The organism is Streptomyces sp. R33, from assembly GCF_041200175.1.
Taxonomy (GTDB): Bacteria; Actinomycetota; Actinomycetes; order Streptomycetales; family Streptomycetaceae; genus Streptomyces; species Streptomyces katrae_B.
In genome coordinates this window covers 1,183,723-1,204,619 of sequence record NZ_CP165727.1, presented here as the reverse complement: position 1 = coordinate 1,204,619, position 20,897 = coordinate 1,183,723, and the positions used below count along the sequence as shown (strand labels likewise).

Genomic DNA, 20,897 nt, shown 5'->3' with positions numbered 1-20,897 from the left:
TTTCCGGCTTCCCGGGGGAGAACTCCATGAAAGCGTCCTTTCGCCTGACGCTGCGCGCCGCCCTCGCCGCGGTCTGTACGACGGCCCTGCTGCTGGCCGCAGGCCCCCTCGGCACGGCGGCCGCAGCCCCACCGCCGATCCCTTCGCCGACACCGGCGAAGAGCGGGACGGAGGTGGAGATTCCCGGGCCGCAGGACGGCACGGCCGCCGGGTCCGGCCACATCCGCGTCCCCGTCGCCGGGAAGGCGACGAAGGCCCCGCAGCTGTCCGAGGCCGAGCGGGCGGCCGACGGCGAGGTCGCCAAGATGGTCGACAACGGCCCGACCGCGGACCGCCTCGACATCGTCGTCGTCGGCGACGGCTACACCGCCGCCGAGCAGGACCGGTTCCACGCGGATGCGCAGGCCAAATGGGCCGAGATCGCCGCCGTCGAGCCGTACTCCACGTACCGCAGCCTCTTCAACGTCTGGACGGTCGACGCCGTCTCCCACGACTCCGGCGTATCCGGCGACCCCACGCCGGCCACCGTCCGCGACACCGCCCTCGGCTCGTACTTCTGGTGCGAGGACATCGAACGGCTGCTCTGCATCGACCAGCCGAAGGTCGACGCGTACGTGGCGAAGGCACCCGAGGCCGACCTGGTCCTCGTCCTCGCCAACAGCGCCAAGTACGGCGGCGCCGGCTACAACGAGCGCAGCGCCACCCTCGGATACGAGGGGATATCGACCGCGTCGGCCGGCAACGCGAAGTCCGGCCAGGTCGCCATCCACGAGACCGGCCACTCCCTGGGCAAGCTCGCCGACGAGTACTTCTACCCCGGCACCCCGGGCTACGAGAAGTACGAGGGCCCCGAGCCCGCCGACTCCAACACCTCCACGCTGCCCGCCGACCGGATGGCCGCCGAGCAGGCCAAGTGGTACCGCTGGCTGGGCGCCCCGTCGCCCGACGGCGGCACGGTCGGGGCGTACGAGGGCGGCGGCTACTACGTCACCGGCCTGTACCGGCCCACCGACAACTCGATCATGCGCGTGCTCGGCAAGCCCTTCAACCTGCCCGGCACCGAGGCGATGATCGCCGGCTTCTACCAGCACGCGAAGCCCGCCGCCGCGCTCACCCCGACCGGGCGCACCCTGCGGCTGCGCAACACGGCCAAGGTCTCCGTATCCCGGCTGGCCGGTGCGGACGGCCGGCAGCTCGACGTCCGCTGGTACCTCGACGGGCGGGAGCTGAAGCGGTTCGCGGGCCGGAGCGAGGTCGCGGTGTCCGAGCTGTGGCTCTTCGACCTGCGCACGCACAAGCTGTCGGTCACGGCCGAGGACCGTACGCCCTCGGTCCGAGACCCGAAGATCGCCCGCAGCCTGAAGGCGACGGTCGACTGGAACGTCCGCCTGTAGCGGGGCCGCACGCGCGCGTTTCAGGCGCCGGCCGCGTACGTCCAGAAGTCGCGCATCACGGCGGGCGGGGTCGGGCCGGTCATCTCCCGCTGGGTGAGCAGGACGGAGACGGCGCCGGTGGCCGGGGTGATGTGGGCCGCGGTCCCGGTGCCGCCGACCCAGCCGTACCGGCCCGGCACGTTCCACGGATCGCGGGCCGTGACGTCCACCGAGCCGCCGAACCCCCAGCCCTGGCCCTCCAGGAACAGCTCGCCGCCGGAGCGCTGGGCCGGGGTCAGCCAGTCGGTGGTCATCTGCCGCACCGACTGGGCCGACAGGAGCCGGCCCCGCTCCCCTTCCAGCGCCCCCTGCGCGAGCATCATCCGGCCGAACGCGTACCAGTCGTCGGCGGTCCCGACCAGGCCGCCGGTGGCGGAGGGGAAGGCCGGGACGCTGCTCCACTGCCCGTGGGGGGCGTCGGCCAGTTCGAGGGCGCCGTCGTCCCCGCGGTAGTAGCTCGTGAACCGGCCCAGGTCCGCGGGCGGGACGGCGAACCCGGTGTCCGCCATGCCCAGCGGCTCGAAGACCCGCTCGGCCAGGAACTCGGGCAGCGACTGCCCCGAGACCCGGGCGATCAGCACGCCCAGGATGTCCGAGCAGGTGTTGTACAGCCAGGCCTCGCCCGGCTGGTACAGCAGGGGGATGCGCGACAGCGCCTTCATCCACGCGTCCGGCTCCGCGATGTGCTGCGGCTGCGGCGGCCCCTGCTTCAGCTCGCTGACCAGCAGGCCGACCGCAGGCAGCGAGAAGTCGGACGGGAACCCGTAGCCGGCGCGGAACGTGAGCAGGTCGAACACGGTGATCGGGCGCGCCGCGGGCACCACGTCGTCGACCGGGCTCGCGGGCGTACGGACGACGACGCGCGAGGCCAGCTCCGGCAGCCACGGCTCGACCGGCTCCTCCAGCGCGAACCGGCCCTCCTCGACCAGCATCATGACGGCCGCGGCCGTGACCGGTTTGGTGAGCGAGGCGATACGGAAGATCGAATCCCGGACCATCGGAGCCGTGCCCTCGATGTCCGCCGTGCCGACCGCCTCGACCTCCACCCGGTCGCCGCGGGCCACCAGGCCCACTGCCCCGGGCAGCGATCCGCTGCTCACGTGCCGTTCCAGGATGTCGCGCAGGCCGGTCATCTCTCCACCTCTCCCGATGCCTCTCCCGATGCGGGGGCCGGCCGAGCGGACCGGCCACCGCAGACAAAGACTCCCGCAGCGGCGTGGATTCATCGGCCGGACGCGCGGCGCACGACCGGACGGGTCACCACCAGTAGGCGGGATACCGCGGTGCCTTGCGCCGGATGCGCGAAGCGGCGTAGCCGGTCAGCACGAGCAGCACGGTGGCGCCGAACAGCAGGGGGACGAACCGGGCCGGGGCCGGGTACTGGAGCACGATCACGACGGAGGTGGCGCAGGCGGGCGAGTGCGGGGTACGGGCGGCCATCAGCAGCGCGAGCGTGACACCGACCGCGACGGCCGCGGCCCAGGCGCTGCTGCCGGCGGCGGCGAGGACGCCGTAGCCGACGGCCATGCCCAGCAGATGGCCGACGACCACACCGCGCGGCTGGGCCAGGGGCAGGGTGGGGGCGCTGTGCACGAGGGCGGCGCTGGCGGCCAGCGGCGGTATCAGCACCGGCTCGTGGAGCATCGCTCCGATCCCGACGAGCCCCAGCAGCACCGCTGTCACGGCGCTGATGCTGTGGAACGCGGCAGCGGGGGTGGGGCGCGCGGGAGCCCGGCCGAGGGTGATCAGGGACCGGACCGGCTCGGTGGCGGATTCGGGGGCGGGGGTGGTGGCGGACGGGGACGGCATGGCGGTGCTCATGTGCGGTTTCCGGGGCAGGACGACAGGGTGAATGCGGTCGAGGCGGCACGGAGGCAGGGTGATCAACCGCCGCCTCGGCCTCGCGCCTGTCCCTGGTACGGCCGACGCAGACCGGCTACGACCTTAACCGCCAGGTGTGCGAGGGCCGCCCGGGGGGAGGGATACGGGTACGGGAAGGACGGAACATGACGACGCACGCGCACGGCCCCCGGACGCACGGCCCCGAGGCGCACGGCCCCCGGACGCACGGCCCCGACGCGCATGGCCCCGAGGGGCCGGGCGACCGCGGCCGGGTGCCCGCGCCCCCGCCCGCCCCCGCCGAGGGCGGTGAGCCGGCCTGCCTGCTCCACCTGGTCTGCCCCGACTGCGGACGGCTCGCCACCGAACGGGGCGCCCGGACCTGCTCCCGCTGCGGCGGCCCGCTCCCGGACCCCGGCCCGTGACCGCTCCGCGGCCGTGCCGAATATCCGCTGGCCCGGGCGCGGGCGCCGACCTAGGGTTCCGCCCATGACGATCATGGGCTCCGACGCCGTAGACCGATCCGTGTCCCTCACCGCACAGGCACTCCGAGGGGTGGCGCACCTCGACTGGTCCGCCCCGGCCGCCGACCTCGAGTGGAGCTGTTACGACACCGCCGTCCACGTGGCGAGCGATTTCACCGGGTACGCCACCCAGCTGACCGGGCGCTCGACCAGCGGGTACGCCCCCTTCGACATCAGCGCGGACCCCGGCACCACCCCCACCGGCCTGATCCAGGTCATCGAGGCCACCGGAGGCCTGCTGTCCGCCGCCGTGGCCGTGACCGACCCCGGGGTCCGGGCCTGGCACCCGTACGGCATGGCGGGCCCGGACGGCTTCGCCGCGATGGGCATCGTCGAGACGCTGCTGCACACCCACGACATCCTGACCGGCCTCGGCGCCCACGACTGGGAGCCCGACGCCGACCTCTGCGAACAGGTCCTCGACCGGCTCTTCCCGCAGGCTCCGCGCGGCATCGCCGCTCCCTGGCCCACCCTCCTGTGGGTGACCGGCCGGGCCGGACTCCCCGGCCTGCCCCGCCGCCGGGCCTGGCGCTGGTACGCCGAACCCATCGCCTCGGAGCGCGTCGTGCTCTGCGAGATCTCCCCGCTCGTCGCCGGCGATCTCCACGACGGCGGCACCGGCGGCTTCGCCTGGGCCGAGGACGGCCCCGGCGACGGCACCAGGGCCGCCGCCGGGATGGTGGCCAGGGCGAAGGAAGAGGGAACGTTCCGCCCGGGGTGGAGTGCGTACGCCGTCGTCCGTACGCAGGACCGGCGCGCGATCGGCGGGATCGGCTTCCACGGCGCCCCCGACGCCGAGGGGAACGCGGAGGTCGGCTACGACCTCGTACCGTCGGCCCGCGGCAACGGGTACGCCACCGAGGCGCTGAAGGGCCTGGCCGGCTGGGCCTTCGCCCAGCCGGGCGTGACCGCGCTGCACGCCCGGGTCGACGCGGACAACGCCCCCTCGCACGGCGTGGTCACCCGGGCCGGCTTCGAGCGGACGGGCTCCACCGAGAACGGCGAAGCCCGCTACACCCTGCGGGCCGCAGCCCGGTAGCGGCTGCCCGGTGACGGCTGCCCGGTAGCGGCGGTCGGTGACCCACCTGTGGGAGGAGATGCGGTCGTTCCACTCCCGTGCAGCGGGCTGGAGCGTCCTTGGGGCCCGGCGGGTGTGCGGGCGCTAGCCTCGGAGACGGACGCCCGACACCGGCTCGGAAGGCAGGTCCCGATGGCGAGTTCTCCCCCTTCCCCTCCTTCTCCCACTCCCTCCGCCTCCGCTCGTTCCCAGGTCCCCGTGATCGACCTCGGGCCGTGGAGGTCCGGCGAGCCCGGGGCCCGGGAGCGGATCGCCGCCCGCGTCGACGAGGCCCTCCAGGCCGCCGGGTTCCTCCTGATCACCGGGCACGGCGTCGACCCGGAGCTGCCCGCGCGGATCCGGGCGGCCGCCAAGGAGTTCTTCCGGCTGCCGGCGAAGGTGAAGGAGCCGTACGCGGTCGCGGTCGGCGGTCGCGGCTGGCTCGGCCCGGGCGCCGAGGCCAACAGCTACGCGGAGGGGGAGGCCTCGCCGCCCGACCTCAAGGAGTCCTGGTCCTGCGCGGCGGACGAGCCGACGGGGGACCCGTCCGTGGACGCCGAGTGGTTCCGCCCGAACGCCTGGCCGGCCGAGGTGCCCGCGCTGCAGCCGGCGGCCGTCGAGTACATCGCCCGGATGCGGGCCCTGTCCGACGAGCTGCTGGAGCTCCTCGCCACCGCGCTCGGCCTCGCCCCGGACCATTTCACCCGCCACACCGGGCACCCCACCTGGGGGTTCAACCTCAACTGGTACCCGGGCACCGAGGTGCTCGGCGAGCCCCTGCCCGGCCAGTTCCGCATCGGGGCGCACACGGACTTCGGAACGGTCACGGTCCTCGACCGCGAGCCGGGCTCGGGCGGGCTCCAGATCCACACCGACGCGGACGGCTGGCAGGACGCCCCCTACGACCCGGCCGCGCTCACCGTGAACATCGGCGACCTCATGGCCCGCTGGACCGGGGACCGCTGGCGCGCGGGCCGCCACCGGGTGCTGCCGCCGCCCGCCGACGCACCGGCCGAGGAGCTGATCTCGCTGGTCTACTTCTACGAATGCGACCCGCACACCCGGGTGGAGTCCCTCCCGGCACCGGTCGGCCGGGTGCTGCACGACCCCGTGGACTCCCACACGTACCTGCGGGGCAAGCTGGACGCGATCACCGTGTCCTGACGCCTCCCACCGGAGGGGGAAGTGGGACTCCGGCCCGGGGTGGAGACCCCGATTACCGCTGGTCGGCGGTGTTCGGCAGGATGGGGGGCATGACCGAGATCCGCACCCCCCGACTCCTCCTCCGCCGCTGGACCGACGACGACCTCGTCCCCCTGTCGGAGATCAACGCCGACCCGGACGTGATGCGCTGGATCGGCGACGGCTCCACGCTCGACCTGGAGCAGACCGCCGAGGAGATCGAGCGCTGGGAGGAAGAGTGGGACGAGGAGGGCTTCGGCCTCTTCGCCGTCGAACTGCTGGCTTCGGGGGAGCTGATCGGGGCGGTCGGCCTGTCCGTGGCGCAGTCCCCCGCGGAAGCACGGGACTTCGTGGCGGTCAGCTGGCGGCTCGGCCGGCAGTACTGGGGCCAGGGCTACGCCTCCGAGGCCGCGCAGGCCACCCTGGAGTTCGCCCTGCAGGACCGCGGCCTCGACCGGGTGATCGCGGTGAACCGGTCGGGTCACGAGGAGTCCGAGAACGTGATCCGCAAGCTCGGCATGGTGCTGGACCTCGACACGACGGACCCGGAGCACGGCCACCTGCTCCAGATCCACAGCATCGACCTGTCGGAGTACGAGGGCTGACCGCGGCTCGTTCCGGGCCCGGGCACGGCCCGGCTCAGGCGGGGGCCGCGCCCGGCGCCTCGGCCGCACGGCCCGCGCGGACCGCGGCCAGTGTGGCGGCGTGGACGGCGGCCGGGTCGCCGTGGTGGGGGACCGGGCTGCCGGTCAGGGTGTACCACTCCTCCGCGTCCTCGTACTGGATCTCGATCCGGACGCGGCCGCCCGCCACCGCGGTCGTCCGCACGGTCAGCGGGCCCGTGATGACACCGACCTCGTCGGTCATCGCGCCGCCCGGCCCGGCCAGGACCTCGTCGCGCCACTGCTGCCGTCCGGTCATGCCGCGCAGCTGTCCAGCATCGTCGAAAGCATCTTCTTCTCCGGTTCCGTCACGGTCAGGCCGTACGTCGATTTCACGGTGGTCCAGGCCCGCCCGTACTGGCACCAGCTCGACTTGTCCGGCGGCTGCCACAGGTCAGGGCTCTGGTCGCCCTTCGACCGGTTCGTGGCCGCGGTCACCGACAGCAGCTGAGGGTGGGTCAGGTCATTCGCGAAGGCCTTGCGCCGGGCGGCGTCCCAGCCGGCCGCACCCGAGCGCCAGCCCTCGGCGAGCGGCACCATGTGGTCGATGTCCATCTTCGACGCCTCGGTCACCACCACCCCGTCGTACAGGCTCGTCCACGTGCCGGAGACCGCCTTGCACTCGGAGTCCTGGGTGACGTCCTTGCCGTCGCGTTTGAGGACCACCTCGCGGGTGTCGCACTTGCTGCCCTGCTCGGCCCAGTGCGTGAACTTGGCCCGGCTGTAGCCGGCCATGGTGCCGGGCTGCGCCACCTTCAGCGCCGCCAGCCGGGTGCGGGCCTCCTGGACGCCGACCATGCCGGGCAGCACGTCCCCGGCGGCCGGTTTGGCGTCGCCCGCCCCCGGTACGGAGGGCGAGGTGCCGGCGGAGGCCGGCGGCGCCGAGGGCTTCGCGTCCTTGCCCGTCGTGCCGGTTCCCGAGCACCCGGCCACGGCCAGCAGCACCGATGCGGCCAGGGCCGTGCCCCGTACACGTATCTGACGTCCCATGAACCCCACCCCGAGCCGGCTGCCCACCCTGTCGGCGAAAGCCTACCCAGAACCGGACATTCAACCGGACCTTCCCCCGAACACCCAACCGGCCGCGCCCACGCCGAAGTCGGGCAGGGCCCCCTCGTGGGGCGTTGTCAGTGGCTCTCGCTAGTCTCCCCGCATACCGCAGCTCAGGGGGTCTTCTCCCCCTGGTCCACGCTGCGCGCATCCGGATCGGGCAGGCGGAGGGGCACGTACTGATGGCATGGCTGGCGGCGGGCGAGGGGTATGAGATCGCCCTGGTGGAAGGGAAGGTGGCGGCACGGTCCGCCACCGGCCGTGCGGCGGGACGGCAGTTGAAGACGCTGCCCAAGGCACTGCGCGACCACCCCGAGGTGGACCGGCTGCGCCGGCTCGCCGAATGGCTGGAGCGGCACGAAGCCGCCTGCATCGCCCAGGTGGACACCTGGATGGTGTCCTCGCTGCCGGTGCCGACGGAGCTGCTCGCGCAGGTCTGGCCGGACGAGGCCTGGCAGAACGCGCTGCGTGACATGGCCGTCGTCGGCGAGGACCCGGACGAGGTCGGCTTCCTGCGGGACGCCACCGCCTCCGGCGAGCTGAAGGTGGTCAACCTCGACGGCGAGACCGTACGGCTCGCCCCGCGCACCGTGACCCTGCCGCACCCGGTGCTGCTGCCCGACCTGGACGACGTACGGGACTTCGCGGCCGAACTCGGCATCGTCCAGCGGGTCGAGCAGATCCACCGGCCGACCTGGGAGAAGCCGCAGGGTCTGGCGGCCACCGCCACCGAGGTACGGGACTACGCGGGCGGGGTCTTCGCGAGCAGGTTCGGCCTGGCCGCCCGGGCGACGGGCCTCGGATACCGGGTCTCCGGCGGCTACGCGACCTGCAAGGTCCGCGACACGGGCGGCGGCACGGAAGCCGCGGTCTGGATCGGCGAGCCGTACTACGAGGACGAGACGAGCACCGGCGCGCTGAGCTGGCACGACGAGAACGGCCGGGCGGTGCGCCTGACGGAGGTCGGACCGGTCGCCTGGTCCGAGGGAATGCGGATGGCCGCGGCGCTGTACGCCGGGCGCAAGATCGAAGAGGGCGGGGACGCGCGATGAGCACCACCACGATGAACGCAGCCGACACCGCGGCCGAGGCCGAACTGCTGCTCAAGGCGGGCGCCGTGCTGCCCCGCGGCACCGAGGGCGCGGGCCCTTCGGCCGTCGACCTGACCGCGCGCACCTACCGCCACCCCGCCCTCGCCGACGACCGCGTCGTCGTCCGGCTGGCCGCCGCCGAGCTGGGTCCGGCCGAGGACCTGGCCGCCGGGTTCCTGGGACTCGTACCCGACGAGAGCGAGCCGCCCGTGGTCGGCCTCGGGCAGCGCCAGGCCCTCGGCTTCCCCGAATGGGTCCTCGTGCACCACCCGGAGGACGGCCACCACGCCCTCGCCGTCGTTCCCGAACTCGACCGGCTCGCCCGCCAGGCCAAGACCAAGCCCAAGGCCGCCCTCGACGCCTGCCACGAACTGGCCGGCCGGCTCGCCGCCGCCGTCCCGCACTTCCTGCCCGTCTTCTACGAGCAGGCCGCCCGCATCTTCCTCGCCGTCGAGAACACCACGTACGCCGCCCAGCTGTTCGGCCGTGCCCGGACCAGCGAGGCCCAGCACGGCCTCGCCGTCGACGAGGACCGCCTCGACGGCGTCTTCCTCGAATTCGCCCTGGTCGGCGCCCTCCCGGTGAAGGTGCTCACCGGCTACGCCAAGGAGCTGTCCGGCCGCGTCAGCCCCGCCGAGGCCCACGAGCGCTTCCGTCGCCTGTGCGTACGCCGCACGGCGGGCGGACTGCCCCCCTCCGCGCAGGCCGCGACCGAGCTGCGCCGCCTCGCCCGGGCCGCCGGCCTGACCGGCACCGAGGCCGAGCAGGACTACCTCGCCGAGCTGCTGCCGCTGCCCGCGACGCTGCGCGCCGCGTTCGGCTGGTGGAAGGCGCACCGCACGGCCCTGGTGGCGCTGGCCCGCCGGGTGCCGGCCGTACGGGGCACCCTGCTCGGTCTGATGCCGCCCGGCGGCGGCGACGGCGAACTCTCCACCCTCTGGCTGGGCCTGCTCGAGGAATCCGGCGCCACCGCCGGGCTGATCGAGGACGAACTGCCCGCCGAGCAGCGCTGCTCCGACGGCGCCGCCGGCTGGCTCGAACGCTTCCACGCCGCCCGCCACACCGGCTGGGGCTCGCGCCCCACGCTGCCCGCCCTGCTCGACCTGGTCACCCGGGCGGCCGGCCGGCTGCGCGCCGAACTCGCCGAGCCCGGCCGCGAAGCGGGCCTGAAGGTGGGCGTCGAGGACGCCGACCTGCTGGACCTGCTCCTGTCCCTGGACATCCCGGTCACCGACCCCGAGCCCGACTCCGCGCCCCGCCGGCGCCATGACCAGCTGAACCTGACCGACTGGGCCGGCTCCGACCAGCGCCGGGACCTCCTCGCCATCGCCGCCGACGAGCGCTTCCGGCCCGCCTTCCGGCGCGCCGCGTACGGCCTCTGCGGTGACGCCGACTCGGTGAACGTCATGCGGCTGCTCGCCGCCTCGCCCGGCGGCCGCCCCATGCTCACCGAGTGGATGCACGACGTGGCCGGCGCGTCCACCGCCGCCGGTCTGCCCGGTCTGCCCGAGGCCATCCGCCGGCTGACCTGGCTGCCCGCCGAGGCCCTCGAACTCGCCCGGGAGGAGGTGGCCGCCGCGGCCGCCGCCGACCTCGGCGAGACCCTCGCCCGCACCCTGCGTGCCGGTCTCTTCGAGGAACTCGCCTGGCCCGCCTGGGAGACCGCGGTCGCCGAGCTGACGCCCGCCCAGGGCGGGCGCGGCCTGACCGTCGTCGAGGCCTGGCCGTACCTGATCGTCGCCAACGCCACCCAGGTCCGCGTCATCGACGCCGACTCCACCGTCCTCACCCACGACCTGCGCGCACCGAGCAGCAACTCGCACCGGTACGGGTTCCACTACGTCGACGGCGAACTGCTCGTCTTCTGGTCCTCCCACTGGGGCGGCGGGGGCATCGAGGGCTACTGGCACACCGCGCCCGGCACCGTGTTCACCCTGGACCACTCCGGCAACCACTGGAACCTGCGCTCCGACGAGATCAGCCTGCCCCTGCCCGGCGGCGGCCGCACCACCGGCGGCGGCGTCCTGCACGCGGGAGACACCAGGCTGCCGCACGAGCGGACCCTGCTGCACGACGGCACCTCGTACTGGGTGTGGCAGCACCGCGACCAGGACAACGACGGAGGCTGGCGCGAGTACGACCCCTCGGACGGCGCCCTCGGGCGGCTCTCGCAGCCCGGCTTCCTCGCCGACGCCCTCACCCGTCGATCGGGCGCGCACCCCGCGGACGCCACCGTGCCCGCCCATTCCTGCTGGCTGCGGCCCGCGCCCACGGTCGAGGGCTCGGTCCTCGGCGCACCCGTGGACGGCCTGCTCGGCTGGCGCACCGTACGCCTGCCCGGGCAGGGCTGGGAGGGCTCCGACACCGCCGGACGCACCGTCAGCGTGCCCGAGGGCAGCGAAATGCCCGTCGCCGCGCTCGCCTTCCCCGGCGACGAGCGGCCGCGCGCCCTGACGCACCGCTGGCGCGAGCTGAGCATCAGCGACCCGGACGGCGTGGTCACCGCCCAGTCGCGCAGCGACTACCGAAACGCCGCCTTCGCCACCGGCAGCGTGGACCTGCCGCCGCTGCCCTTCTGGTACGCGCTGCGCCCGCGCGACCCCGAGGCCTCGGCCGCCCTGCGCGCGGCGGACCGGGTCACGATCGGTGCCCTGCTCCGGACGGCCGCCGCGGCCGAGGCCGTCACCGACCTGCCCGAGGTGGTGCGCGCCGCCCTGCCGCAGGTCACCGCCCCGAAGCTGATCGGGGGCATCATCGAGGTGCTCCGCTTCGCCCTCGTCCAGCAGAAGGCGCTGGACGAGGTCGCGGCCCGGCTGGACCCCGACACGGGTGCGGCCGCAGACCGGGAGCCGGAAGGCCCGACCGACGAGCTGATCGCCGAAGCGCTGTACGGCCTCGGCAACACCGGGTACTACCGCTGGGGCGCCCAGAGCGACGTCGCCCACCGCTACCTCGACGGGCTGGTCCGGGCGGCCGCCGACACCGGTGCCGAACCGGTCCCCGGCCGGCTCCACTTCGACCTGCCCGAACTGCCGTACTCGGCGCTCCCGTTCACGCCGCTGCTGGACCAGCCCGCGGCGATCGCGTACCGGGCCGTCGCCGTCGGCACCACCGACGAGCAGCGGACCGCCCTGTGCACCCTGCTCGGCCGGGTGGACGCGCTCGGGCTGGACTCGGCCGAGGGCTCCGCCGACCGCTGGCGCCGGGTCCTGGTCCACCTTGGCCAGCGCCACCTGCGCACCCCTGACGGCATCGAGCGGAACACCTCGTACCGCAGCCTGCTCCCGCTCGGCGGCGGAGCCGTCCTCGGGTTCACCGAGCACAACGTGTCCGTACCCGACGGCCACGAGTTCGGGGCGCTGCTGTACGACCCCGCCGGCCGCTTCGCCGTGCCCGGCCCGTACACCCTGCGCGGCGAGGCCCCGCTCGGCGACAGGGAGCGCGGCGCCGGCTGGCTGACGGCCTTCCTGACCGAGGCCGCAGAGCGCGGCCCGGCGCCGTTCTTCCCCGAAGCCGCCGAGGAGTTCGTCCGCCTCACCGGTGTGTCCGCCGCCCTGGCGCGGCTGCTGCTGGCCGGCCTGCCGAACATCGACAGCTACGAGCACGACTTCCTGCCGGCCGAACTCCGTACCGCCCTGGGCGTCAAGGTGGCCGACGCGAAGAACGCCCGTACCGAACTCAAGAGCCTCGACATCGAGCTGCGGCGCGAGCTGGTGGCCACGCTGCTGCCCGCCGACCCGGCGCGGCTGTGGACCGAGGGCCCGGACGCGGCCGCCGCCGCGGAGCTGTGGAACCGGCGCGTGGGCCGTCGCAAGCCCGTGCCCGAGTGGCTGCTCACCGAGGCCACGCGGGCCGCGAACACGTCGTGGCCCCTGCACCGCGCGCTGGCCGCGATCCTCGACCCCGCGGCGTCCCCGTCGCTCGGCGTCGACGTGCCCTGGGAAGTGAAGGGCGACCACGCCGAGCCCCGCGAGCCGGCCACCGAGCCCTTCACCGCGTCCGTCCTGACCGGCGCGCTGACCCTGACGGCCTGGCTCGCCCACCGGCTGCCCGCCGGCGATCCGGTACGAGCCGCCCTGCCGCCCGCGCTCACGGCCGTCCGGCAGCGGCTCGCCGCGCCCGAACTGCTCCTGGCCATCGGGCACTTCACCAGCCTTCCGGACTTCCGGAAGGCGGCGGGCACGCCGACCGAGACGGGCGAGGGCTACGAGCGGTACGGCGCGGTGGTCATGGCCACCCAGGACGACCGGCCCAAGCCCGCACTGCGGACGGCCCTGCTCGACTCCACCGGCTCCGACCCGTACCTGCCGGCGCTGCGCGGCGACGACCAGCAGCCGTCGTCGGTGGAGACGGCGCTGCGGGCCGCCCACGACCCGCGCTTCGCCGCACTGCTCGCCGACCCGGGCGCCCCGGCGGCGGGCGTCGGCGCCGTCGACAAGGACGGCACGTGGTGGCCGCAGGACCCGAGCCGCTCGGTACCCGAGCTGGTGGCGGAGGTCTCCGAGGCCCACGGCCTGGGCGCGGACGCGGCCGCCGTGTACCTGGCGCTGCTCGCCATGCCCGACCCCACCGACCGGAACGTGGCGCGCTGGACGGGCTGGAAGCCGGCCCGGCTGAAGGCCGCCCGCGCCGAACTGGCCGCCACCGAGCTCGTGGTGACGGCCTCCCGGACCCGGGCGGGGCGCTCGCTGTTCCTGCCCGGCGGCTGGGCGGAGATGTCCTCGCCGGTGCTGCCGGTGGAGCGGTGGAAGCTCCCGATGTACGGGCTGGTCCCGGGCGGGCGGCCGGTGCTGGGCGTCCTGGTGCCGGACGAGCCGGCCGCGGACCTCTACCGGCGGGCCTGGCAGCGGGTCCGCGAGGGCGACGTACCGCGCTTCGAGGCACTGAAGGTCAAGCGCACGCGCACGCGCCGCCGCTGAGGCCGACCCGCTGACCGCTGACCGCTGACCGCCGGCCGGGCGGCGCGCTGCTGCGCCGCCCGGCACCCCGCACCCCATGAGCCGTATCTTGCGAAGGACACACCACGCCATGACCCTGACCGACACACCCGTTCAGACTCCTGCGCGGCAAGCGCTGCCCGCCGAGGAGCGGTACGCCGCCGAACTCGCCTTCCTCGCCGCCCAGGACACCGGCCCCCGCCCGCCGGGCTGGGCGCTCACGCCGCGCGCCGTCGTCACCTTCGTGTGCGGCAGCGAGGGCGTGGAACTGCCCCTGGCGGGCCGCCGCCGCGCCGGGCTCCCGGCCAAGCTGGCCATCGCGCCGAAGTTCGTCGGCGAACGGGCCCTGGTGGAGCGGTGCGTCGTCACGCTCGCCGGGGAACGCGGCCTGCTCCTCACCGGCGAGCCGGGCACGGCGAAGTCGATGCTGTCCGAGCTCCTGGCCGCCGCCGTCTGCGGTACCAGTGCGCTGACCGTGCAGGGCACCGCCGGCACGACGGAGGACGCCTTCCGCTACGGCTGGAACTACGCGCTGCTGCTCGCCCAGGGCCCCACCTCGCAGGCGCTCGTCGACTCCCCGGTGCTCTCCGCGATGCGGACCGGGCGGGTGGTGCGCGTCGAGGAGATCACCCGCTGCCTGCCCGAGGTGCAGGACGCGCTGGTGTCGATCCTGTCCGACCGGCGGGTGAGCGTGCCCGAACTGACCGCCACCGAGGACGCGGTGGTCTCCGCGGCCCCCGGGTTCACGGTCATCGCCACCGCCAACCTCCGGGACCGCGGGGTCTCCGAGATGTCCGCCGCGCTCAAGCGGCGCTTCAACTTCGAGACGGTCGCGCCGATCGCGGACGCGGACGCGGAGGCAACGCTGATCCGCCGCCAGGCGGTGGCCGCGGTGCAGCGGGCGGGCGCGGCGTTCGGGGTGGACGACGCGGTGCTGGACGCGCTGGTCACGGTCTTCCGGGACCTGCGCTCCGGGCGCTCGGCGGAGGGCTGGGACGTGGAACGCCCCGGTACGGTCATGTCCACCGCCGAGGCGGTCCAGGTGGCGGCCTCGCTGGGCGTCGCCGCGGCGTACCTGCCGGGCGGCGACGTCCTGGACCTGCTGCCGGGCCACCTGCTCGGCGTGGTCCGCAAGGACGACCCGGCCGACCACGGCCGCCTGCTGGGCTACTGGGACGGCCCGGTCCGCCGCCGCGCCGAAGACGGCTCGGCGATGTGGCGCCGCCTCTGGGACCTCCGCGGAAACCTCCGATGACCGCGCCGAACACCGCCCCGCAGCCCGGCTCGCCGACGGCCCCGCGCCGGGTCACGCCCGCGAACCCGGACGCCGATCCGGCTGCGGTCGCGCCGGCGGCGCACCTCGATCCGTCGCCGGAGCCGGACGGCGTGGCCGGACTGCACAGAGGTGAGGCCGGGCCGGCGGCCGGCGGGCGGACCGAGCCCGTCGATCCGCGGGACGCCGTGGACGCGCTCGCCGCGTCCCGCGCGCCGTACCTGCTGGGTGTGCGCCACCACAGCCCCGCGCTGGCGGCGGTGGTCCCGGCGCTGCTGGACGCCTCGGAGGCGGAGGTGGTCTGCGTCGAGCTGCCGACCGACTTCCAGCCGTGGCTGGAGCACTTGGCGGACCCCGAGACCACGGCCCCCGTCGCCCTGGCCGGCACGGGCCGGGACGGCGGCCTGGCGTTCTACCCGTTCGCGGACTTCTCCCCGGAGCTGGCCGCGATCCGCTGGGCGCGTGCGCGCGGCGCGGAGGTCCGCTGCTGCGACCTCCCCCTGACGGACCCCGGCTGGACCGTGCAGTTCACGGACCAGGAGGCCACCCGGGGCGGAGCCGTCGACTGCTCGCCGGCGACGGCACCCGCCGCCGGGCAGGGCGGGTCCGCGGGCTCCGGTGCGCAGTCGAGCCGGGCCGCATCCCACGAGGCGGACCGGGCCCCGGCCGGCACCTCGGGCCGGTCCCCTGGCCGGCGGTCCTTCGCGCAGGCGCTGACCGCTTCCGGGACCGGGCGCGACGGTGACGACCTGTGGGACCGGGCCGTGGAGGTGCTGGCCCCCGGCTGCGCCCCTGAAGCGGTCCGGCGGGCCGCCCTCGGCGTCGGCTGGGCCCTGCGCCAGGACGGCCCCGTCCCTGCGACGGACCTGGCCCGCGAAGCCCACATGCGCAGCGTCATCGACGCCGCCGCCTCGGGGGGCCGGAAGGTCGCCGCCCTCATCGGCGCCTTCCACGCCCCGGCCCTGCTCGCGACCGGCCCGGCCCCGGACGGCGACGCCTCCGCCCCGGAGCACGCGGACCGGGCGGACGCCGGGGCGGACGCTGACCGTGCGCCGGGCACGGAACCCGCGGCCGTCCGCGGATCGGCCGCCGGGCCGGCTCGCGGGCCCGGGGCGGATGCCGGTGAGGGGGCCGTCACCTCGTTCGTGCCGTACTCCTTCGATCTGCTCGACTCCCGCTCCGGGTACCCCGCCGGGATCCGGGATCCGCTGTGGCAGCAGGCCGTGCTGCAAGCCGGCGGGGACGCGGCGCGGGTGCGGGATGCCGCCTCCGTCGCCGTCACCGGCGTCTGCCGGGAGCTGCGCCGCGCCGGGCACACCGCCGGGACCGGTGAGGCCGCCGAGACGCTGCGGCTCGCCTGCGACCTGGCCGTCCTGCGCGGGCTTCCCGCCCCCGGCCGGGGCGAACTCCTCGAGGCCGTCACCACCGTGCTCGGTCAGGGCGAACCCCTGGGCCGCGGCCGGGCGTTGGCCCGTGCGCTGGAGGCCGTGCTCGTCGGCACCGGCCGCGGTCGGATCACCCCGCACGCCCCCCGCTCCGGCCTCGGCCCCTCCGTCGAGGCCGAGCTGGCACAGCTGCGCCTGCCCGGCCCCGAGGAGCCCGCCTCCCGCGAGGTCCGCCTCGACCCGCTCCGCTCCCCGCTGGACCGGCGCCGCGAGGTGCTGCTCCAGCGGCTGGCCGTCTGCGGGGCCTCGTACGGGGAACCCCTCGACGTGGCCGCCACCGGCGACGGCACCGCGCTCGGCACCAAGTGGCGGCTGACCTGGACGCCTTCCGTCCCCGCCCGCCTCGACCTGGCCGGCGTCCGCGGCGTCACCGCCGCCCAGGCCGCTGCCGGGACCCTGCGCGACACCGCCCGTCGGGCCGCCGCCGACGGCGGTCCGACCCCGGCCCAGATCCTCACCGGCCTGGCCGCCGCCGCGCGCTGCGATCTGCCCGAGCTGGTCGACGTACGGCTGGACGAGGCTGCCGAGATCCTTCCGCAGACCGCGACCCTGCCCGAACTCCTCGCCTCGCTCGACCTGTTGGAAGGGCTCTCCCGCGGGCACCTCCCCGGTACCTCCGACGGCTCCCGCCGCGCCGCGGCCGCGCTCACCGGCCGGCTGCTCGAAGCCGCCGTACGGTCCCTGCCCGGTCTCGCGGGCAGCGAGGACCACGCCGACGCGCGCGCCCTCGTGGCCCTCGCCGACCGGGCCGCCACCCTGCACCTGGGCCTGCGGATGGACACCGCCCTGGCGGAACTGACCGCCACCGCATCCCCGTTGATGCAGGGCGCGGCACTGGCCGTACGGGTCCTCCTCGATCTCGATCCGGCCGCCGGCCTCGGCGACCGCGCCGCCGGATGGATCGACGACGCCGCCGCCCCCGGCGGCCGCCGCTCCCTCGTCCGCCGCCTCGGCGGCGTCCTGGCCGCCGCCGGACCGCTGCTCGACTCCTCCGCGGCCGCCCTCACCCCGGTCCTCGACCGGATCGACGGCCTCGCCGACCAGGAGTTCCTGGACCGGCTCCCGGCTCTGCGCGGCGGCTTCGACGTACTGGCCCCGGCCGCCCGCGACCGGCTGCTGGACACCGTCACCGAGCGGCTCGGCGACCGCCTCGACCTGTCCCTCGAGGCACCGCCCGCCCTGCTCGCCCTGTGGGCCGCCGCGGACGCCGCCGGCGCCGCGGCCCTCAAGGCCCTTCCGCTGCCCGTCCAGGCGGCGACGGCCCCCGAACCCGGCCCCGATCCGGAGGTACCCGTACCGCCCGTACCGGCGCCCCTGCGCGGGGACCACCGGCTGGCCCCCGCCGACCGCTGGCGCCTCCTGCTCGGCCGCCAGCGCGACCGGCTCCCCGCCGGCGCCCGCCGCTACGCCCACGCGCTCGACGAGCTGTACGGCAACGGCCGCGGCGAAGGCGCAGCCGACCTCGAAGGCGGCCGGGGCAGTGGCGGCAACGGCGGCGGCCGGGAGCCCTCGTTCCCCACGGCCCGCGAATGGTCGCAAGAGCTCGAATCGCTCTTCGGCACCGACGTACGCGAGGAAGTGCTCGCCGAGGCGGCCGACGCGGGCCGCACCGACGTGCTGAGCCAGCTCGACCCTGCGGCCGTCCGCCCTTCCGTGGAACTGCTCAGCTCGGTCCTGTCGCTGGCCGGCGGCATGCCCGAGGCCCAACTCGCCCGGCTGCGCCCCCTGGTCAGGCGGCTCGTCGACGAGCTCGCCAAGGAGCTCGCCACCCGGCTGCGCCCGGCGCTCTCCGGCCTCGCCACCCCGCGCCCCACCCGCCGCCCCGGCGGCAGGCTCGACCTGGCCCGGACCCTGCGCGCCAACCTCGCGCACACCCGCCGCCTCGACGACGGCCGGGTGGTCGTCGTACCGCAACGGCCCGTGTTCGGTACCCGGGCAAGCCGCGAGGCCGACTGGCGGCTGATCCTCGTGGTCGACGTCTCCGGCTCCATGGAGGCCTCGGTCATCTGGTCGGCCCTCACGGCCGCCGTCCTCGGCGGTGTACCGACCCTGTCCACCCACTTCCTGGCCTTCTCCACCCAGGTCGTGGACCTCACCGACCGCGTCGAGGACCCGCTGTCGCTGCTCCTGGAGGTCCGCGTCGGCGGCGGTACGCACATCGCGGCGGGCCTGGCCCACGCACGGTCCCTGATCACCGTGCCGAGCCGCACCCTCGTCGTCGTGGTCAGCGACTTCGAGGAAGGCGCGCCGATCGGCGGACTCCTCGGGGAGGTCCGCGCGCTGGCCGCGTCCGGAGCCCATCTGCTGGGCTGCGCCGCGCTCGACGACGCCGGCGCACCCCGGTACTCGGTCCCCGTCGCCCGGCAGCTCGTCGCGGCCGGCATGCCGGTGGCCGCCCTCAGCCCGCTCGCCCTCGCCCGCTGGGTGGGCGACCGCCTCCGTGGAGAACCCCGTTGAGCACCGAGACGAACACCGACACCGAGCCGAGTGCCGAGTCGAGCACGGGGCCCCTGCCGCCCGTCGCCCCGGAGGTCCTCGCCGAGGCGGTCGAGAACCTGACCGGCCGGCTGCGCAAGAAGCTTGACGCCGCCATCGAGGGCTGCGCCGCGGGCGCCGCCCGGGCGGACGACGGGAGCGTCACCGTCCGCTTCGGCGAGGACGCCCTCGTCACCCTCCGGCCGGGCCCCGCCGGTACGGTCACCGCAGCCGAACAGGCCGTCTGCACCTGCCTGCTCGCGCCGCGCTGCCTGCACCGGGCCGCGGTACTGGGCGCAGCACCCCTGGCCGACCCGGACCGACCACCGCACCCCGATGCCGATGCCGATGCCGATGCCGACGCAGCGTCCGCGTCCGCGTCCGTGCCCGATGGCCGGGCCGAGTCGCAGGCGGGAGTTGGTGCCGTCGGCCCTTCGAGTGCCGGGCGAGTCGGCTCGGGAGCCGGGCCCGGGTCCTCTCCGGACGGGCCCGAGCCCGCCGCCGAGGTCCTCACGGCTGCCCGGCTACGGGCCGCCGCTGCTCTCTGGCAGGCCGCCGCCGAGGCCCTCGCCGCCGGCGTCACGGCCGGCGGCGCCGTGGTCCAGGCCGAGCTGCTGCGGGCCGCCCACACCGCGCGCCTCGCCGGGCTGCCGCGGGCCGAGGCCGCCGCCCTGCGCGTCGTACGGGGCCTGCGCGCCGCCCGGGAGCGCAGCGGCGCACACCGGCTCGGCGACCTCACCGGCGCCTTCCGGGAACTCCTGCACATCGCCGGACTGCTGGCCTCCGGTACGGCCGGCCCGGCGCTCACCGGCACCGTTCGCCGCGACTACCGGCCGGGTGGCAGCCTTCGGGTGTACGGCATGTGCCGGGAGCCGGTCCTTTCGGCCACCGGGTACGGGGGAGTGGTCACCCACCTGCTCGCCCCCGACGGCGCCCGCCACTCCGTCTCCGACGTCCGCCCCGGCGGCCTGGCCCGCGCCCGCGGCGCCGGCTCCGCCTCCGTGGCACTCGGCGGAGCCGCCCTCGACCATGCGGGCCTCGCGCGCGGAGGCCTCCGTATCGCCGGGGCCACGGTCTCCGCCGACGGCCGCCTCGGCGCCGGACGCGGGGTCCAGGCCACCCCGCTGCGCGGAATCCCGTGGACCGAGGAGCCGGCCGCCGCGCTCTTCGGCCGCCCGGCGGCCGAGGCCGTGGCGGCCCAGCTCGCCGACCGGGACACCGACCCGGACGGAGCCGCGCCCGCCCTCCTCGGCTGCGAGGTCACCGTCGTCGGGGCGGCCGGCGAGGACCTGCTGGTCCGCGAGGTACGAGCGGACGCGCCCCTGCTGCGGCTGCGCGCCGCCCACCCGCATCCGGAGCTGCCGCACACGGCCAACCTGCGCCGTATCGCCGCCCATCCGGGGCTGGTGCTCCGCGTCCTGGGCCGGCCCGACCTGGACCGTGCCGCCACCCTGCGGCCGCTCGCCGTCGGACCGGTGCCCGGCGCGGAGTACACGCTGCGCCTGCCCGAGGAGTGGCTGGGCCGCGCAGACCTCGGCTACGACCTGCTCCAGGGCAGCCACTTCCCGCCCGGGACGGCCGCGGCCCCCGGAGCCCCTGCTGCCGAGGGTCCGGACCTGCTGGCCGACTCGCCGCTCTGGCGGGTACGCCGGCTGCTGGAATCCGGGGTCGCGGGCGGCCGGCGCGCCGTCGCCGAGGCGGCACGCGCCGCCGAGCCGGTCACCGCGTACCGCCCGCTGCGCCGGGCCGGCTTCACCGCGGCGGCGGAACTCGCCGCGGCCCTCGCCGCGGAGGCGGACCGCCGCCCCCGCGACCCCTTCGGCCGCCTGAAGGACCCGTCACCCGACGGCTACGCCCGGGCCTGGCTGGCCGCATCCACCCACCTGGCCGCGGCGGAACGCTACTTGGTGGCCGCGTCCTGGTCCTAGT

14 protein-coding genes are annotated in these 20,897 nt (G+C 75.8%); 10 read left to right on the top strand and 4 right to left on the bottom strand.

The window, feature by feature from the left end; all coding sequences use genetic code 11:
• Positions 1-26: 26 nt before the first annotated feature.
• Positions 27-1,394, top strand: a complete 1,368-nt coding sequence (locus AB5J51_RS06005; RefSeq protein WP_369777063.1) for a M64 family metallopeptidase — start codon at positions 27-29, stop codon at positions 1,392-1,394.
• Positions 1,395-1,414: 20 nt separating this feature from the next.
• On the opposite strand, the gene AB5J51_RS06000 is transcribed toward AB5J51_RS06005, so the two are convergent.
• Both AB5J51_RS06000 and AB5J51_RS05995 read right to left on the bottom strand, forming a co-directional pair.
• The gene (locus tag AB5J51_RS06000) at positions 1,415-2,566 is read right to left on the bottom strand and encodes a serine hydrolase (RefSeq protein ID WP_053789966.1); all 1,152 of its coding nucleotides are present in this window, start codon (positions 2,564-2,566) and stop codon (positions 1,415-1,417) included.
• Positions 2,567-2,690: 124 nt separating this feature from the next.
• A complete protein-coding gene (locus AB5J51_RS05995) occupies positions 2,691-3,254 on the bottom strand; it encodes an HPP family protein (protein WP_369777062.1) in 564 nt (187 codons plus the stop codon).
• Between the two features lie 185 nt (positions 3,255-3,439).
• Here AB5J51_RS05995 and AB5J51_RS05990 point away from each other — a divergent pair, with 185 nt between their 5' ends.
• From AB5J51_RS05990 to AB5J51_RS05975, 4 genes are all read left to right on the top strand, one after another.
• On the top strand, positions 3,440-3,697 hold the full coding sequence (locus AB5J51_RS05990) for a hypothetical protein (RefSeq protein ID WP_369777061.1): 258 nt from the start codon (positions 3,440-3,442) through the stop codon (positions 3,695-3,697).
• 64 nt (positions 3,698-3,761) lie between these two features.
• Positions 3,762-4,835 (top strand): GNAT family N-acetyltransferase, encoded by a 1,074-nt coding sequence (locus AB5J51_RS05985; protein WP_136223837.1) that lies wholly within the window; start codon positions 3,762-3,764, stop codon positions 4,833-4,835.
• 171 nt (positions 4,836-5,006) lie between these two features.
• Positions 5,007-6,017 carry an isopenicillin N synthase family dioxygenase gene (locus AB5J51_RS05980; RefSeq protein WP_369777060.1) on the top strand — a complete coding sequence of 337 codons (1,011 nt, stop codon included), beginning with the start codon at positions 5,007-5,009 and terminating at the stop codon, positions 6,015-6,017.
• Positions 6,018-6,106: 89 nt separating this feature from the next.
• On the top strand, positions 6,107-6,640 hold the full coding sequence (locus tag AB5J51_RS05975; RefSeq protein WP_053789969.1) for a GNAT family N-acetyltransferase: 534 nt from the start codon (positions 6,107-6,109) through the stop codon (positions 6,638-6,640).
• Between the two features lie 34 nt (positions 6,641-6,674).
• Here the strand turns inward: AB5J51_RS05975 and AB5J51_RS05970 are convergent, their stop codons facing one another.
• A complete protein-coding gene (locus tag AB5J51_RS05970; protein WP_053789970.1) occupies positions 6,675-6,956 on the bottom strand; it encodes a hypothetical protein in 282 nt (93 codons plus the stop codon).
• A complete protein-coding gene (locus AB5J51_RS05965) occupies positions 6,953-7,687 on the bottom strand; it encodes an HNH endonuclease family protein (RefSeq protein WP_107093676.1) in 735 nt (244 codons plus the stop codon). Before AB5J51_RS05965 ends, AB5J51_RS05970 begins: the two co-directional genes overlap by 4 nt.
• Positions 7,688-7,929: 242 nt before the next feature.
• On the opposite strand from AB5J51_RS05965, the gene AB5J51_RS05960 reads away from it, so the two are divergent.
• The 5 genes from AB5J51_RS05960 to AB5J51_RS05940 all read left to right on the top strand — a co-directional run bounded on the left by AB5J51_RS05960 (position 7,930) and on the right by AB5J51_RS05940 (position 20,896).
• A complete protein-coding gene (locus AB5J51_RS05960) occupies positions 7,930-8,799 on the top strand; it encodes a DUF4132 domain-containing protein (protein ID WP_053789971.1) in 870 nt (289 codons plus the stop codon).
• Positions 8,796-13,757 (top strand): DNA-binding protein, encoded by a 4,962-nt coding sequence (locus AB5J51_RS05955; RefSeq protein WP_369777059.1) that lies wholly within the window; start codon positions 8,796-8,798, stop codon positions 13,755-13,757. Before AB5J51_RS05960 ends, AB5J51_RS05955 begins: the two co-directional genes overlap by 4 nt.
• A gap of 109 nt (positions 13,758-13,866) precedes the next feature.
• On the top strand, positions 13,867-15,030 hold the full coding sequence (locus AB5J51_RS05950) for an AAA family ATPase (protein WP_053789972.1): 1,164 nt from the start codon (positions 13,867-13,869) through the stop codon (positions 15,028-15,030).
• The gene (locus AB5J51_RS05945) at positions 15,027-18,950 is read left to right on the top strand and encodes a DUF5682 family protein (RefSeq protein WP_369777058.1); all 3,924 of its coding nucleotides are present in this window, start codon (positions 15,027-15,029) and stop codon (positions 18,948-18,950) included. The genes AB5J51_RS05950 and AB5J51_RS05945 overlap by 4 nt, the downstream gene beginning before the upstream one ends.
• Positions 18,947-20,896: a hypothetical protein gene (locus tag AB5J51_RS05940; RefSeq protein WP_369777057.1), complete on the top strand. Its 1,950-nt coding sequence runs from the start codon at positions 18,947-18,949 to the stop codon at positions 20,894-20,896. The genes AB5J51_RS05945 and AB5J51_RS05940 overlap by 4 nt, the downstream gene beginning before the upstream one ends.
• Position 20,897: the final 1 nt, after the last annotated feature.